The organism is Aurantiacibacter sp. KMU-128, from assembly GCF_056933515.1.
This window is the reverse complement of sequence record NZ_JBXORT010000001.1, coordinates 2,704,463-2,719,284: the sequence shown is the minus strand read 5'-3', so window position 1 is coordinate 2,719,284 and position 14,822 is coordinate 2,704,463. Positions and strand designations below refer to the sequence as shown.

The 14,822-nt window shown below is 64.5% G+C and carries 17 protein-coding genes; 9 read left to right on the top strand and 8 right to left on the bottom strand.

Annotation, left to right across the window (positions count from 1 at the left end):
- Positions 1-106: 106 nt before the first annotated feature.
- Positions 107-418 carry a hypothetical protein gene (locus ACS0VV_RS13330; protein WP_483533178.1) on the bottom strand — a complete coding sequence of 104 codons (312 nt, stop codon included), beginning with the start codon at positions 416-418 and terminating at the stop codon, positions 107-109.
- Between the two features lie 116 nt (positions 419-534).
- Here ACS0VV_RS13330 and recQ point away from each other — a divergent pair, with 116 nt between their 5' ends.
- The 7 genes from recQ to ACS0VV_RS13295 all read left to right on the top strand — a co-directional run bounded on the left by recQ (position 535) and on the right by ACS0VV_RS13295 (position 5,738).
- Positions 535-2,334 carry a DNA helicase RecQ gene (gene recQ / locus ACS0VV_RS13325; protein ID WP_483533177.1) on the top strand — a complete coding sequence of 600 codons (1,800 nt, stop codon included), beginning with the start codon at positions 535-537 and terminating at the stop codon, positions 2,332-2,334.
- A gap of 78 nt (positions 2,335-2,412) precedes the next feature.
- The gene (locus tag ACS0VV_RS13320) at positions 2,413-3,318 is read left to right on the top strand and encodes an SPFH domain-containing protein (RefSeq protein WP_483533176.1); all 906 of its coding nucleotides are present in this window, start codon (positions 2,413-2,415) and stop codon (positions 3,316-3,318) included.
- A gap of 6 nt (positions 3,319-3,324) precedes the next feature.
- Positions 3,325-3,519, top strand: coding sequence for a type II toxin-antitoxin system antitoxin (locus tag ACS0VV_RS13315; RefSeq protein ID WP_483533175.1), 195 nt, complete (start codon positions 3,325-3,327; stop codon positions 3,517-3,519).
- A gap of 3 nt (positions 3,520-3,522) precedes the next feature.
- Positions 3,523-3,819 carry a hypothetical protein gene (locus tag ACS0VV_RS13310; protein WP_483533174.1) on the top strand — a complete coding sequence of 99 codons (297 nt, stop codon included), beginning with the start codon at positions 3,523-3,525 and terminating at the stop codon, positions 3,817-3,819.
- A gap of 1 nt (position 3,820) precedes the next feature.
- Positions 3,821-4,069: a hypothetical protein gene (locus ACS0VV_RS13305; RefSeq protein WP_483533173.1), complete on the top strand. Its 249-nt coding sequence runs from the start codon at positions 3,821-3,823 to the stop codon at positions 4,067-4,069.
- Between the two features lie 52 nt (positions 4,070-4,121).
- On the top strand, positions 4,122-5,120 hold the full coding sequence (locus ACS0VV_RS13300) for a right-handed parallel beta-helix repeat-containing protein (protein WP_483533172.1): 999 nt from the start codon (positions 4,122-4,124) through the stop codon (positions 5,118-5,120).
- 57 nt (positions 5,121-5,177) lie between these two features.
- Positions 5,178-5,738 (top strand): DUF1579 domain-containing protein, encoded by a 561-nt coding sequence (locus ACS0VV_RS13295; protein ID WP_483533171.1) that lies wholly within the window; start codon positions 5,178-5,180, stop codon positions 5,736-5,738.
- Between the two features lie 99 nt (positions 5,739-5,837).
- Here the strand turns inward: ACS0VV_RS13295 and ribA are convergent, their stop codons facing one another.
- The 7 genes from ribA to pabB form a co-directional block, all read right to left on the bottom strand.
- Positions 5,838-6,902, bottom strand: coding sequence for a GTP cyclohydrolase II (gene ribA / locus ACS0VV_RS13290; RefSeq protein ID WP_483533170.1), 1,065 nt, complete (start codon positions 6,900-6,902; stop codon positions 5,838-5,840).
- A gap of 2 nt (positions 6,903-6,904) precedes the next feature.
- Entirely contained in the window at positions 6,905-7,699 is a 795-nt protein-coding gene (gene xth, locus ACS0VV_RS13285) for an exodeoxyribonuclease III (RefSeq protein ID WP_483533169.1), read from the bottom strand.
- A 238-nt stretch (positions 7,700-7,937) separates the two neighbouring features.
- Entirely contained in the window at positions 7,938-8,609 is a 672-nt protein-coding gene (locus tag ACS0VV_RS13280; protein ID WP_483533168.1) for a LolA family protein, read from the bottom strand.
- 146 nt (positions 8,610-8,755) lie between these two features.
- On the bottom strand, positions 8,756-8,923 hold the full coding sequence (gene rpmG, locus ACS0VV_RS13275; RefSeq protein ID WP_047003840.1) for a 50S ribosomal protein L33: 168 nt from the start codon (positions 8,921-8,923) through the stop codon (positions 8,756-8,758).
- A gap of 134 nt (positions 8,924-9,057) precedes the next feature.
- Positions 9,058-9,474, bottom strand: coding sequence for an alternative ribosome rescue aminoacyl-tRNA hydrolase ArfB (gene arfB, locus ACS0VV_RS13270; protein ID WP_483533167.1), 417 nt, complete (start codon positions 9,472-9,474; stop codon positions 9,058-9,060).
- Positions 9,474-10,130, bottom strand: a complete 657-nt coding sequence (locus ACS0VV_RS13265; RefSeq protein ID WP_483533166.1) for an RluA family pseudouridine synthase — start codon at positions 10,128-10,130, stop codon at positions 9,474-9,476. The genes arfB and ACS0VV_RS13265 overlap by 1 nt, the downstream gene beginning before the upstream one ends.
- 132 nt (positions 10,131-10,262) lie before the next feature.
- Complete coding sequence (pabB, locus tag ACS0VV_RS13260; protein ID WP_483533165.1) at positions 10,263-12,059, bottom strand: aminodeoxychorismate synthase component I; 1,797 nt, start codon at positions 12,057-12,059, stop codon at positions 10,263-10,265.
- A 57-nt stretch (positions 12,060-12,116) separates the two neighbouring features.
- Between pabB and ACS0VV_RS13255 the strand changes: the two genes are divergently transcribed.
- Positions 12,117-13,643 carry a helicase HerA-like domain-containing protein gene (locus ACS0VV_RS13255; RefSeq protein WP_483533164.1) on the top strand — a complete coding sequence of 509 codons (1,527 nt, stop codon included), beginning with the start codon at positions 12,117-12,119 and terminating at the stop codon, positions 13,641-13,643.
- 4 nt (positions 13,644-13,647) lie between these two features.
- The gene (locus tag ACS0VV_RS13250; RefSeq protein WP_483533163.1) at positions 13,648-14,820 is read left to right on the top strand and encodes a serine hydrolase domain-containing protein; all 1,173 of its coding nucleotides are present in this window, start codon (positions 13,648-13,650) and stop codon (positions 14,818-14,820) included.
- The last annotated feature ends 2 nt before the right edge of the window (positions 14,821-14,822 follow it).

Sequence of the window (14,822 nt, the reverse complement as noted above, 5' to 3'; positions counted from 1 at the left end):
CGGGGCGGCGCGGCATTCCAGTTTCAAGCGATACTATCTGCGCTGCATACAGAAACGCGCCCGGGGCCGGGTGGCACCGGGCGCGTCTTGCTAGCGGACAAACCGCTTATTCGGCGGCGTTTTCAAGCTCGGCAGAAGCAGCCTCGGCAGCGGCGAGTGCGTCGTCAACGGCAGCTTCGGCGTTGTCAGCCGCGCGTTCCGCGGTTTCCTGCGTCACATTCATCTGCGTCTCGGCAGCTTCCTCGGTCACCTCCTCGGTCGCCGCTTCGTCTTCCACCGGTTCGGGCATATCTTCCATCGCTTCGTCAGCAGCGATTTCCACCGTATCCGCCTGCGCTTCTTCGGAAGCGTCGGTGGTGTCGCCGCAAGCGGCCAGAGCGAAGGCCGCAGCAGTGGCGGCAAATGCAAGTTTCTTCATAAGTCTTCCCCTTCGAAGATAAAAACAGGACGGAAAGGATAGCGCAGGCGCGCGCGCGTGGAAATGCCCCGTTGCAACTCTGTTCGCAGCGCGGCGCTTCTGCCACAAGCGGGGCGATGACTTCCACCGCCTTTGCTCCCGAACCGCTCGACGCGGCGCGCGCAGAACTGCGCCGCTTGTTCGGCTTTGCCGATTTTCGCGGGGTGCAGGCCGATGTCGTGGCGCGGGTGCTACTGGGGCAGTCGACGCTTGCGGTGATGCCGACCGGCGCGGGCAAATCGCTTACCTACCAGCTGCCTGCAACCATGCTCGATGGCTGCTGCGTAGTCATTTCGCCGCTGATCGCGCTGATGCACGACCAGTTGCGCAGTGCGCGGGCGAACGGCATTCGCGCCGCCACGCTCACCTCTGTCGATGCCGACTGGCGGGAAACGATGCGCGCGTTCGAGGAAGGCGCGCTCGACCTGCTCTATGTCGCCCCCGAACGTGCGAGCCAGCCCGCCTTCCGCGATCTTCTCGGCCGCGCGCGGCTGAGCCTGTTCGCTATCGACGAGGCGCATTGCGTGTCCGAATGGGGGCACGATTTCCGCCCCGATTACCGCCAGCTGCGCCCGCTGATGGATGCCTTCCCGCACGTCCCGCGTCTCGCGCTGACGGCGACGGCGGATGCGCATACGCGCGAAGACATCCTCACCCAGCTCGGCATTCCCGCGGAAGGCATGGTGCTGGCGGGCTTCGACCGGCCCAATATCCGCTACGCCATCCGCCCGCGCCAGCACGGGCCCAAGCAATTGGCGGCGCTGCTCGCCGAAGAGCCGGGGCCGGGGATCATCTACGCGCCGACGCGCAAGAAGGTGGAGCAATTGGCGGAAACGCTGGGCGGCGCGACGGGCCGCCGGGTATTGCCCTACCATGCGGGCCTCGATCCGCAGGTGCGCGCGGACAACCAATCGGCTTTCGTTGCCAGCGAGGATATGGTGATCGTCGCCACGGTCGCTTTCGGCATGGGGATCGACAAGCCCGATGTGCGCTTCGTTGCCCATGCGGGCATCCCCAAATCGATCGAGGGCTATTATCAGGAAACCGGCCGCGCGGGCCGTGACGGCGATCCGGCGCAGGCGGTGATGTTCTGGGGCGCGGGCGATTTTGCCACCGCGCGCCAGCGGCTGGCCGAGCTCGACCCTGCACGGCAGGCGGGCGAGCGCACACGGCTCGATGCGCTTGCGGGTTTGGTCGAGGCGCCGGGCTGTCGCCGCGCGGTGCTGCTCCGGCATTTCGGCGAGGAGCCGCCAGCCACTTGCGGGAATTGCGACAATTGCCTCTCCCCGCCCAAGACCGCCGACACCACCGAACTGGCGCGCAAGCTGCTTTCCGCCGCCTATCGCACCGGCCAGAGCTTCGGCCTGACGCATCTCGCCAAAGTGCTGACCGGTGAGGCGGACGAGAGGGTGACACAGCGCGGGCACGATACGCTGAGCGTATTCGGTATCGTCACTGCGGAAGAAGCGCCGCTGCTCAAACCGCTCGCAAGGGCTTTGCAGGCGCAGGGTGTGCTGGTGGCCAATGCGCATGGCGGGTTGGAGCTGGGAGGCGAAGCGCGGGCAATCCTTAAGGGTGAGCGCAGCGTCGAGATCGTCCTGCCGCCGCCGCGCGAAAGGCGGGCAAGGCGCGGGCGCGGCGATACCACGCCCAATCCCGTGGGCGATCCGCTGTTCGACGCGCTGCGCACGCTCCGCCGCGATCTCGCTATCGAAGCGGGGGTTCCGCCCTATGTTATCTTCCACGACGCGGTGCTGCGCGCCATGGCAGCCGAGCGCCCCGCATCGCTGGCGGCATTGGCGGCAATCCCCGGCGTCGGAGAGAAGAAGCTGGATGCCTTCGGCGCAGCATTTCTGAAGGCGATCCGCGAAAACTGATCCCTCGCCGATTCTGTTTGCAATTCACCCAGATTGATATAAATACGATATCATATTTATATCAGGAGGGCATTTCATATGGATCAAGAGCACACGCACATGGCGCGCAGCCGGGAAGTCTCCGCCAGCGGCTATAACGGGTTTCTGTTGCTGTTTATTACGCTCGCGCTGACAGCGCTATCGGGCTGGGGCATCCCCAACGGCATCTGGGTCGCCGAAGCAGGTGGCGGGGCGACGATGATTCTCGCTTCTATCCTCGGCATGGTCATGGCGCTGTTCGCCTGGGCCGGGTTCTATATGATCCAGCCCAATCAGGGCGTAGTCATCACGCTGTTCGGCGAATATCGCGGCACCGACCGCACCGAAGGCCTGCGCTGGGTGTGGCCGTGGATGGGCAAGAACAAGGTCAATGTGCGCGCGCACAATGTCCATTCCGAACGCATCAAGATCAACGACAAGCGCGGCAATCCCGTTGATATCGCGTGCAACGTGGTCTGGCGCGTCCGCGATACCGCGCAGGCGGTGTTCGATGTCGACGATTACAAGGAATTTGTGAACATCCAGATCGAGGCCGGGCTGCGCACGGTGGGCGCGCGCCATCCCTATGACGATTTCGAAGAGAACGAGACGACGCTGCGCGGCCATCCCGAAGTCGTCAATTCCGAGCTGCAGGCCGAATTGAACGAACGGCTTTCGGTAGCGGGCGTGGTCGTGGACGAGGCCAGCCTCACCCACCTTGCCTATGCCAGCGAAATTGCCGGAGCGATGCTGCGCCGCCAACAGGCCGAAGCCGTGATCGCGGCGCGCGCCAAGCTGGTGGCGGGCGCGGTCAGCATGGTCGAAATGGCGCTGGAAAAGCTCAGCGCGGACGGGATTGTCGAACTGGATGACGAACGCCGCGCCGCGATGGTGTCCAACCTCATGGTGGTGCTGTGCGGCGAGCGGGAAGTGAACCCCGTCGTCAATGCAGGCTCGCTCTACTAAGAGACCATGGCGCAGAAGAAGGCCTTTGCCCTGCGGCTCGACCCGGCGCTCCACGATGCGGTGGAGCGTCTGGCGGCGGGCGAGCTGCGCTCGGTCAATGCGCAGATCGAAATGCTGCTGCGCGAAGCGCTAAGGACACGGGGCCATGTGGTCCCGCACAGCAAGCGCCCGCCACGGGGCAGGCCGCCGAAGGAGGATTGACCGATGGCCGAGGAAAAGATCTTCTTTTACTACAAGCGCGGCTGGAACCGGAAGATCGTGGCCAAGGGCCGCGCCGGGTGGATTGCCACCGGTGTATGGTTCATCCCCTTCGCGATCCTCGCCCTGCTCTATTCGCTGCTTATGCCGACTCTCGCCGGGGATTGGGGCAAGGCCACGGCGACCATCCTGTTCCTGGCGGCAACCGCGATCTGGTGTGTGCTGATGTTCCGCTGGCAAATCGCCCGCGCCGACATCATCGACCTCGACCAAATGCCGGGCACGAAGACGAAAGGGAAATAGGATGCTGCGCGACCTGTTCGGAACTGACCCATGGTTTGAACCCAAGCGCTTCGGTTATGGCGCAGGATTGCCCTGTGCGTGGCAAGGCTGGGTTTTGTTGGTTGCCTTTATCGCAGCCGCAATCGGCCTCGGCCTCTCGGTCGAATGGCTGGGCCTACCCCTCTTCATCGTCGCATTGACAGCCATCACCATCCCCTTCCTCTGGATCGCCAAGCGGCACACGCGCGGCGGGTGGCGCTGGCGGGGCTGAGCGCAGGGCAGACTTAGCCGCCTTTTAACCCTTTTGCGCTACGCCTGCGGGCATGACACACGCCGTCCCCTGCCCGCCCGCCCCAACGCCCGCATCGCGCTTTACCGCCAAGCTTGCGCTTGCTGTGGCCGCGCTCGCTATCGCTGCCATTCCCGCCAGCGCACTCTTCGCGCAAGCAACCGATGCGCCATACACGGTGGTCGAGACCGGGCAGGGCTTCACCCGCTTGCAGGACGCGGTGAACGCGATTGGTGACGGGCGCGGCACGATTGCGATCGCGCCGGGCCGCCACGAGCAGTGCGCGGTGCAGACGGCGGGAGAAGTCTCTTACCTCGCCAGCGAACCCGGCTCGGTGATTTTCGACGGCGTGACCTGTGAGGGCAAGGCGGCGCTAGTGCTCCGTGGGCGCAATGCCGAAGTTGCAGGCATCATTTTCGAAAATATGCGTGTGCCCGATTTCAACGGCGCGGGCATCCGCTTCGAGGCAGGCAATCTGACGGTAGCGCAAAGCTGGTTCCGCGATAGCCAGCAGGGCATTCTGACCGCCAGCGACACCAACTCTCAGCTGGTGATCGACCGTTCGACCTTCACCCGCCTCGGCACCTGCGAAGGCGCGGGCGGCTGCGCGCATTCGGTCTATACCGGCGATCTCGCCCATGTCCGCATCACCCGCAGCCGGTTCGAGCAGGGACGCGGCGGGCACTACGTCAAATCGCGAGCCGCGCGCGTCGATATCGCCTCGTGCAGCTTTGACGATGCCGCAGGCCGCGCGACCAATTACATGATCGATCTGCCGGGCGGTTCCGCCGGTCAGATCAGCAACAACTGGTTCGTCCAAGGCGCTGACAAGGAAAACTACTCCGCCTTCATCGCAGTCGCGGCCGAAGGCCGCCAGCGCAGCTCCAGCGGGCTGGTCGTGGTGGGCAATGACGCCCGCCTCGCCCCCGGTGTGGAGCGCAACACGGTGTTCGTGGCCGACTGGTCGGGCGATATGGGCGGCATCGGCGAGAACACGCTGGGCCGTGGCCTGACCCGCTACGAAGTGCGCTGATCGCTTGAACTGAGCCAAAATTCGGGCAGACTGACCTCCTGCATAAGGGAGGGAGCTATGCTTACCAAAATTCTCATCTCGCTCGCCGCGCCTGTTGCGCTGGCCTTATCGACAGAAGTAACTGCCCAAGAGGCTGCACCGGACACTGCACCGGCGCACGACCCGCTGGCGTGGATGGATGGCGAATGGCGCGGCACGGCGATGTTTGTCACTCCGGAAGGCCCGGTGGAATTCACCCAGACCGAACGGGTCGGCCCGATGCTTGGCGGGCTTGTGCGTGCGGTCGAAGGCAAGGGGTATGACGGGGACGGTAATGTCCTTTTCAACGCCTTTGCCGTGATCGCCCCCGCTCCGGATGGCGAGGGCTATCTGATGACCAGCTGGACGCTGGAGAATGCAGGTTCTTTTCCTTTGCAAGCCACCGAAACGGGCTATCGCTGGGAAATCGAGACACCTGCGGGCACCACGGTATACGAAGCGCGCTTCGAGGACGGGATGTGGCGCCAGACCGGGCACATGGTGATGGAGGGTCGGCCGCCTTTCGAGTTCTTCCGCATGGATTTGACCCGCATCGGAGACAGCGAGTGGCCCGCCGGCGGCGCGGTTTTGCCGGAATAGGGTTCAGCCGGGGCCTTCCGTACTAACGGCTGTCGCGACCAAAGCGCGCGCGCCCGTAAAAGCGCAGGCGCGTGTTGCGCAGACGGCGCGTGAGCCGATTCAAGTCAGCAAATGCCCGGACTTGTCGCGCTTGGTGGCGAGGTAGCGGGCATTGTGCGGATTGGCGGGGCGCTGGTGCTGCACGCGTTCTGTAACGGTCACTCCGGCGGCTTCGAGCGCAGCCACTTTCTCCGGATTGTTGGTCATCAAACGCACCGCGCCTACGCCGAGCAGATCGAGCATCCTTGCGGCCAGCGGGAAGTCGCGCGCTTCCTCGGGCAGGCCGAGGCGGCGATTGGCCTCCAGCGTGTCAAAACCTTCATCCTGCAACCGGTAGGCGCGCAGCTTGTTGATGAGGCCGATCCCGCGCCCTTCCTGCCGCATATACAGCAGCACGCCCCAGCCACCCCGCGCGGCCTCGGCCGACATCGCCGCGAGCGCGCCGTCGAGTTGCGGGCCGCAATCGCATTTGAGACTGCCGAAAATGTCGCCCGTCAGGCATTCGGAATGCAGGCGGACAAGCGGCGCGTGGTCTGAAGATGGCTCGCCCAGCACGATGGCGACGTGTTCGCGCGAGTCATTGGCAGAGCGGAAGGCGATAATCTCGGCGTGTTCCTCATGCGCGATGGGCAGGCGTGCGCGGGTGGCGATGGCGAGATTGGCGGGCGCAGCCCATGCCGCCAGATCGCCAGCCTCCAGCGCCACCGGTTCACCCGCAGGCTGCGGATCGACAAGAAAGGCGGGCAGGATTCCGGCAATCCGCGCCAGTTCCATCGCAGCTGCCGCGTCCTCTGCCCACGCCAGATTCTCGGCCTTGAACGGCCCTTTGAGCGGGTTCGCACCGTCGAGCGCAGGATCGGCTGCGGGGAGTGCGGTGCGGATATCGAGTGCTTCTGCCGCACGCACCAGTACCGGCGTGTGTCCGCCCGCCGCCGCGCGCTGATTGCCGAGCTTCAATGTCTCTGCCCGCGCAGCAGAAATCAGCAAATGGGCCGATTGCGGCGCGCTGTCGGGCGAGGTCTCGATGGGCAGCAGCACCGGCGCGTCCCCGATGCGCAGCGGCCAGCCATGGCGCAGCGCGTCCACCGCTTGCGCCACGCGCCGTGCAGGGGAACGCCCGTCCATGGTCAGAGGTCGAGCTCGGTGATGAGCGGGATGTGGTCGGAGGGCTTCTCCCACCCGCGCGCATCCTCGCGCAGCCAATGGCGGGTCGATTGCGCGGCGAGGTCGGGGCTCGCCCACATATGGTCCAATCGCCGGCCGCGATCATTCGCCTGCCAGTCCTTCGCGCGGTAGCTCCACCAGCTGTAATAGCGTTCGGGGTCGCGGATATGCTCGCGCCCGATATCGGTCCAGCCATGCGCGTCCTTGAAGCGCTGCAAGGTCTCGCATTCCAGCGGCGTGTGGCTGACCACCTTGAGCAACTGCTTGTGGCTCCACACATCGCTTTCGAGCGGGGCGATGTTGAAATCGCCGACGATCATGGTGGGCCGGTCTACTGTGTCCGCCCAGCGCGTCATCCGTTCGAGGAAATCGAGCTTCTGCCCGAATTTGGGATTCACCGTCCGGTCGGGCTCGTCGCCGCCTGCGGGGACATAGACGTTCTCCAGAATCATCCCCTTGCCCGGCCCGCCGATTTCCACCCCGACATGGCGCGCCTCGCCATTGTCCTGCCAATCATGGCGCGAGAATTCGGTGATCGGCACGCGGCTGACCGTGGCGACGCCGTGATAGCCCTTCTGCCCGTGCACCGCCTGATGGACATAGCCAAGCTCGGCCAGTGCCTTCGCCGGAAACTGCTCCGCCTGGCATTTGATTTCTTGCAAGCACAGCACATCGGGCGCTTCCTCTTGGAGGAACCGTTCGACAATGGGTAGGCGCAGGCGGACGGAATTGATGTTCCAGGTGGCGATCGAGATCATAGGAATCACCTAGTCTCCATCACCAGATAAAAAAACCCCCGCCGCGGGGGCATTGCGACGGGGGTTCCATTTTCAGCGTTCGTCACGCTTTTCAAGAACGCCCTATGATGGAGCAGGGCAACAGGGGGGAAACCCGCCCCGGGCGTCTTGAATTTGTAATTTAGGGTGCGAAGCCTGTCACGCCAATGAATTTTCGCCGTTGCTTGTCGCAAATTTACAACCGTTCAGCGGCGAGTGACTACCCCGGGCGACGGGTGGAGCGGCGCGGATCACGATAGGTGAACGCGCTGTCGGGCACCGATACGCCGTAGCGATGGTTGCGCAGCCGCACCGTGGTGCGCGTGTTCTGCGCATCGAGCGCCACCCAGCTGGCGAGCTCCAGCCCGCCCGGCGCGGAGGTATCCTCGACGAAGATCATCGTGATGACGCCGAATTCGGGGCGCGAAGGATCGCGCACTTCGATGCTGATGACATTGCTCGAACTGGTGGGCACCAGCCGGCCATAGCCGCGCATATTGTTCTGCGGATCAAGGAGCGCGCCCAGCGGCGAATTGCGGATCGGCCAGCGTTCGACCTGGTTCACATCGTAATCGACCAGCGTCAGCGCGCGCCCGTCCGACACGACGAGCATATTGGTGTCGCGGCCATATTCGAAACGGATACGGCCGGGATTGCGCATGGTGAGCGTGCCGGAGACGCTGTTGCCCGCGCGGTCCGTCTGGGTGAAATCGGCGCGCATCGTGGTGATGGCGCGCAGAGCAGCGACGGCGCGGTCGAGATCGTCGGTCTGGGTAACGACGCGCGAGGCGGGGGCCTCGGCAGCGGTCAGGGCCACGGGCGCGGACAGTGCCAGCGCGCCAACCATGGTGGCGGCGAGGGGCTTGGCGATCAGGCGGGCAATCGTGTTCATCATTCCATCCTTGCGAGTGCTGCCCCCAATGCATGGGAGCGAGCCTCGGTTCCTAATGGCGGAGCGTTGAACTGTCACTGAACTTCGCAGGCTGGCGTCGTTCAGGTTTCGGGCAAGTTTTCTGAAAGAGAGCGCGGCGCGCCGTCTTACTTGATCTTGCCTTCCTTATATTCGACGTGCTTCTTCGCGATCGGATCATACTTGCGGAAGGTGAACTTCTCGGTGTGATTGCGCGGGTTCTTCTTGGTCACGTAGAAGTGGCCGGTGTCTGCCGTCGAGTTGAGGCGGATCTTGATGGTTGCGGGCTTCGCCATGGTCTTGCCTTCGAATATGTTTGGAGGACCACAGCGGTCCGAAAAAACAACAGGCGACGCAGCGCGCCGCCCTCAATCGCAGCGCCAATGATGGAGAATCGGGGAAAAGTCAAGCGGGGAGCGCGGTGGCCCGCTCAGAGATCAACCTTCCCCCGCAGCGCCTTTTTCTCGCCCTGTGCCTTCTTGCTGGCAAGGCGTTTGGTCTTGCCGACGCGGTTTACCCGGGTCTTGGCGCGCGGTTTGGGCTCTATCAGCGCCTTGGCCAGCATCTCGCCTAGCCGCTCGCGCGCCTCGCGCCGATTCGCTTCCTGCGTCCGGTGGTTGCGCGCGTCGATCACGATCTCGCCTGCGCTATTGAGCCGGTTGCCCGCCAGGTCTTTCAGCCGGTGGAACACGCGCGGAGCGAGGCCGAGCGCGTAGATATTCACCCGCAGCTGCACCGCCGTCGCCACCTTGTTGACGTTCTGCCCGCCGGGGCCGGAGGCGGCGATAAAGCTCTCCTCGGCAATCGCATTCGCACGCGACAGCAGATCGTCGAGGATGCCGGACATTATCCCGCTCCCAGCGCCAGAAAGTCGGCGGGAAGCGGAGCCTCGGCCACAATATCGGGCTTGCCTTCGCGGGGCACGGTGATGGCACTGGCATGGAGCATGGTGCGGCTCACCCGCGCATCCTTGTGCCCATAGACCGGATCGCCCAGCAGGCTGCGCCCGAAAGCGTGTTCGGCATGGACGCGGATCTGGTGGGTGCGGCCGGTTTCGGGGCGGAATTCGACGAGCGTCAGCCCGCCTTCCAGCTCCTTGCGCTTCGTCCAATGGGTGACCGATGGCTTGCCCTTCTTGGCGACGATCATCCGCCAGCCCTTCGCCTCGCTGCTGATCTTGGACAGGGCGAGGTCGATGGTGCCTTCGTCCTCGCTGACCGACCCGGCGACAATGCCAAGATAGGTCTTGCTCACCACCTTCGCCTCGAACGCGGCGTTGAAGCGTTTCAGCGATTTGGGATTGCGCGCCAGCAGCAGGCAGCCCGACGTATCGGTATCGAGCCGGTGGACGGCTTGCGGCGCGCGCTGGAAGCCGAGCTTGAGCGCTTCGAGATGGTCTTCGAGGCTTGGCCCACCCTTGCGCGGCCGCTCGATCGGCAAGCCAGCCGGCTTGTTGATGACCAGCGCTTCGCCGTCTTCGTAGAGGATTTCTATGTTCTGCATCGAAACCCCATATCCGTGTGCCCTGATCTTGTCGAAGGGCTGTTCTTCTTTTTTGAGGCCGGTCTAACGAGAAGAAAAACAGTCGTAGGTCTAATGGCCAGCTTCGCTTCCGACAGGCTCAGGATGAGCGGCCTAAAGGAGTTTCGCCCGCACCAAACCCCGCAGTGCATTTCCAATCACGAACCCGCCCGCGAGATCGTCCAAGGTCAATTCCGCCTCGCGCGCCCTGCCTTGTTCCAGCAAAGAGCGCCGCAACACTCCCGGCAGCAAACCAAGCTCCGCAGGCGGCGTCAGCAGCACGCCATCCTCGCCCTCGACGAAAATACTCGTCCAGCTTCCCTCGGTCACGAGGCCATCGGCGCGCACCAGCACCGCCTCAACCGCGCCCGCACCGCGCGCGGCCTCATGCGCCATTTCGTAGAAGCTGCGGTCGGTGCTCTTGTGCCTCAGCCGCCAGTCACCGGGAACCGTCGGATGCGGCAGGGCAATGCAGGGAGCAGGATCGGGCAGCGCATCAGGCAGCGCCGAAGTCTCCAGAGTCGTCGCCCCGCTGCGCGACAGGACAAGCCGCACTTTCGCCGCCGCTTCGAGCTCGAAACACAGCGCCTGGATGCGGTTGCGCGTTTCGTGGCGGTCGAAGGAAAAGCCCAGTTCCGCCGCGCTCGCTTTCATGCGTTCGAGATGCAGCTCCAGCAGCGCAATGCCCGTTTCGGGATCGAAGCGCATCGTCTCGATCAGATCATGCCCGCCCGCGGGGCCACGCGTGAACGCGCCCTTGATCAGGCATTCGCGCCATTCGCCCATCGGGTCGCTATCGGCGACAATCGCGCCGCCCACGCCGAGCACCGCCTTGTGCTTGGCATTTTCGCCCGGAGTCAGCCGGACCGTGCGGATGGCGACATTGAATGCGGCATCACCATTCGGGTCGATCCGCCCGATCGCACCGCAATAGGGGCCGCGCGCATCGCGTTCGACCGCATCGATCAGCTCCATCGCGCGGATTTTCGGCGCGCCGGTGATTGATCCGCAGGGGAACAGCGCGCCAAGCAGATCGACCGCGCCTTTGCCCTCTTGCAGCGTCGCATAGACCGTGCTCACCATCTGGTGGACGGTGGGATAGCTTTCGACCGCAAACGGTGCATCGACCCGCACGCTACCCGCCTCGGCCACGCGGCTGAGATCGTTGCGCATCAGATCGACGATCATCAAGTTCTCGGCCTTGTCCTTGACCGATGTCGCCAGTTCATCGCGCACCGCATCGTCCGCTGCGGGATCTGCAAGGCGTGGGCGGGTGCCCTTCATCGGCTTCACCTTCGCTTCGCGGCCCTTCAGCGAGAAGAACAGTTCGGGCGAAAAGCTCAGCAGGTAATGCGAGCCGTCAAACACCAGCCCGCCATAGCCCGCTGCCGCCGTCGGACGGATTGCGGCATAAAGCGCCAACGGATCGCCCTTGGCCGGGCCTGCGAGCGGGAAGGTCAGGTTCGCCTGATAGATATCGCCTGCCCGGATGGCTTCCTGCAGCGCCTCGAACCGCGCGCAATATTCGCCCGGCGTGATTTGCGGATCAAGCGGGCCGATGCTTGCCTCGCCTTGCACCCTTGCGGCAAGCCATCGGGGCATGTCGGCGGCGGGGATACTCTCCGCATCGGCAAACAGGGCAAGCCAGACGAGCGGCCCGTCCGCCCCGCTGCGCACCGCCGCCAGCGCCTCCAGCCGTCCTTCCAGCGCCAGCCCCGCTTCGTAAGCGATATAGCCCGCCAGATGTTTGCCAGATTTTACACGCGCGGCCTCGGCGGCGGCCAGCACCGGCTCTACCTCGGCAGGTGTACGAGCGACAAACACCTTTTCGGGCGCGGCAAAGAAATGCGCGTCGCTCGCATTTTCCACGCGCGCATCGTCAAGCAGAACGAAGGGGGACTTGCCATCCATCCGCCCCGCTCTAGGGTCACCGCGAGAATCGGGCAACATGAGAAATAAGGGACGAAAATGGCCGACATCTTTCTGGGTAACGATCTGGGCGGCAACCGGCAGGCGCTCGATCTGGGGCGCGCCAACCGCCACGGCCTTGTCGCGGGGGCGACCGGAACGGGCAAGACGGTGACCTTGCAGGGCATGGCGGAGAGTTTCTCCGCCGCCGGTGTCCCGGTGTTCGTGGCCGATGTGAAAGGCGATCTGTCGGGCATTGCCATGCCGGGCTCGCCCACCTTCAAGCACGCCGACAAGCTGGAGTCCCGCGCCAAGGAACTGGGCATGGACGATTATGCCTATTCGGATAATCCGGTGGTGTTCTGGGATCTATTCGGCGAGCAAGGCCACCCGATCCGCACCACCGTCTCTGAAATGGGCCCGCTGCTGCTCGCCCGCCTGCTCGATCTGAACGAGACACAGGAAGGCGTATTGAACATCGTGTTCCGCTATGCTGACGAAAACGCGCTGCTGCTGCTCGATTTCGAGGATCTGCGCGCCATGCTCGCCTGGGCATACGACAATGCCGATGTCTTGTCGGGCACGTATGGCAATGTTTCGAAGCAGTCGGTGGGTGCGATCCAGCGGCAGCTGCTGAGCTTCGAAAGCCAGGGCGCGAACAAGTTCTTCGGCGAGCCCGCGCTGGAGATCAACGATTTCATCACGGTGGACGATCAGGGGCGCGGGATCGTCAACGTCCTCGCCGCCGACCAGCTGATGCGCAGCCCGAAGCTGTACGCCACCTTCCTGCTCTGGTTGCTCGCCGAACTGTTCGAGGCGCTGCCCGAAGTGGGCGATCCGGAAAAGCCCAAGCTCGTCTTCTTCTTCGACGAGGCGCATTTGCTGTTCGATGACGCGCCCAAGGCGCTGCATGACACGATCGAGCGTGTCGTCCGGCTGATCCGTTCCAAAGGCGTCGGGGTCTATTTCGTCACACAGAATCCCATCGACATTCCCGAGGAGATCGCCGGGCAATTGGGCAACCGCGTGCAGCACGCCTTGCGGGCGTTCACGCCGAAAGACCAGCGCGCGATCAAGGCGGCGGCAGAGACCTTCCGCATCAATCCCGAGCTGGATGTTGCCGAGGCGATTACCGAACTCAAGGTCGGCGAGGCTTTGGTGAGTACGCTCGACGAGGATGGCGCGCCGACCATCGTGCAGCGTACGCTCATCAAACCGCCGCGCAGCCGCCTTGGCCCGTTGACGCCCAAGGAGCGCGCGATCATCCAGTCGGTCAGTCCGTTCGAAGGCAAGTATGACGAAGCGGTAAACCGAGAAAGCGCCGAGGAAGTGCTCGCACAAAAGGCCGCCGATGCCGCTGCAACTGCAGAGGAAGTCGCCGAAAAGGGCGAGGAAGAAGTCGCCAAGCGCGAACGCAAAACGCCCAGTATGTGGGAAAGCGCCGGGAAGAGCGCGATGCGCGCTGCCGCGGGCTCGCTCACCTCGATTGCCGTTGCCGCCGCAACGGGCCGCCGCTCCAGCGCCGACCCGATCCGCACCGGCGCGACCGCCTTTGTGCGCAACATCATCGGCGGGCTGATGCGGTAGGGCGATGCGGCAGCTGCTTGCTCTGGGTGCCGCGCTGCTGGCATCGCCCGGCATAGCGCAGGCGCAGGAGCAGCCCCCCACCACACTGGCGGTCGCGTTCGACCGGGACAGTATCGCTCCGCTGATCGTCGAAGGCGAGGCCGACCGCGCCACGGGGCGCTTGGCCGGGGCGAACGATCCCATCCGCGTGGCGAGCATTTCCAAGCTGGTGGTCGCGCTAGCGGCCTTGCGGCTGGTAGAGGAAGGGTCGCTCGATCTCGACCGCGATGTCTCCGACTATCTCGGCTGGCAATTGCGCGCGCCGGGTTTCCCCGATGATCCGGTGACCTTGCGGCACTTGCTCTCGCACCGTTCGGGCCTGCGCGATGATGCGGGCTATGTCATCCCTTTGGGCGAGGGTCTGCAGGCGCATCTCGTCGATCCTGCCGCGTGGTACCCGCACGCGACGCCGGGCGAAGCGCCATTCGCCTATGCCAATCTCGGCTCGCCCGTGGTGGCTACCGTCATGGAGGCGGCGACCGGCGAGCGGTTCGACGCGCTGATGGAACGCACCGTGTTCGCCCCCTTGGGCATTTCCGCCTGCTTCAACTGGATCGGTTGTACGGCGGAACAGGAGGCGCGAGCAATCGTGCTTTACCGCGATACCGGAGAAGTCGCGCGTGACGATACGCAGAGCCTCCCACCCAATTGCACGATTCCGGTGGCCGACGGCGAGGAATGCAGTCTGCAAGGTTATGTCCCCGGCACCAATGCCTCGGTCTTCAGCCCGCAAGGCGGCCTGCGCATCGGGCTAGTTGATCTGGCGCGGATCGGGCAGATGCTTGCCCATGGTGGGGAGGGCTTTCTGGGCGAGCAGAGCATGGCCTATCTCCTCGCCTCTGCGCAGCCGCAGATTGCCGGGCAGGAATTTTTTTGCGGCTACGGTCTCGGCCTGCAACTGATCGAGGCACCGGGGCGGGGTTGCGTCGACCGTCTCTTTGCCGATGGCGTCGCGCGGCTGGGGCACCCGGGCGAAGCCTATGGCCTGCGCTCCGGCCTGTGGTTCAATCCGCTGACGGGTGAGGGGATGGTATACGCCATCACCGCCGTCCCGCCGCGCGCGGGGGCGGAGGATGAAGGTGGCTTCGACCCGCGCGAAATCGCGCTGGTCGCCCGCGCGCAGGCACTGCAGGATTGAGG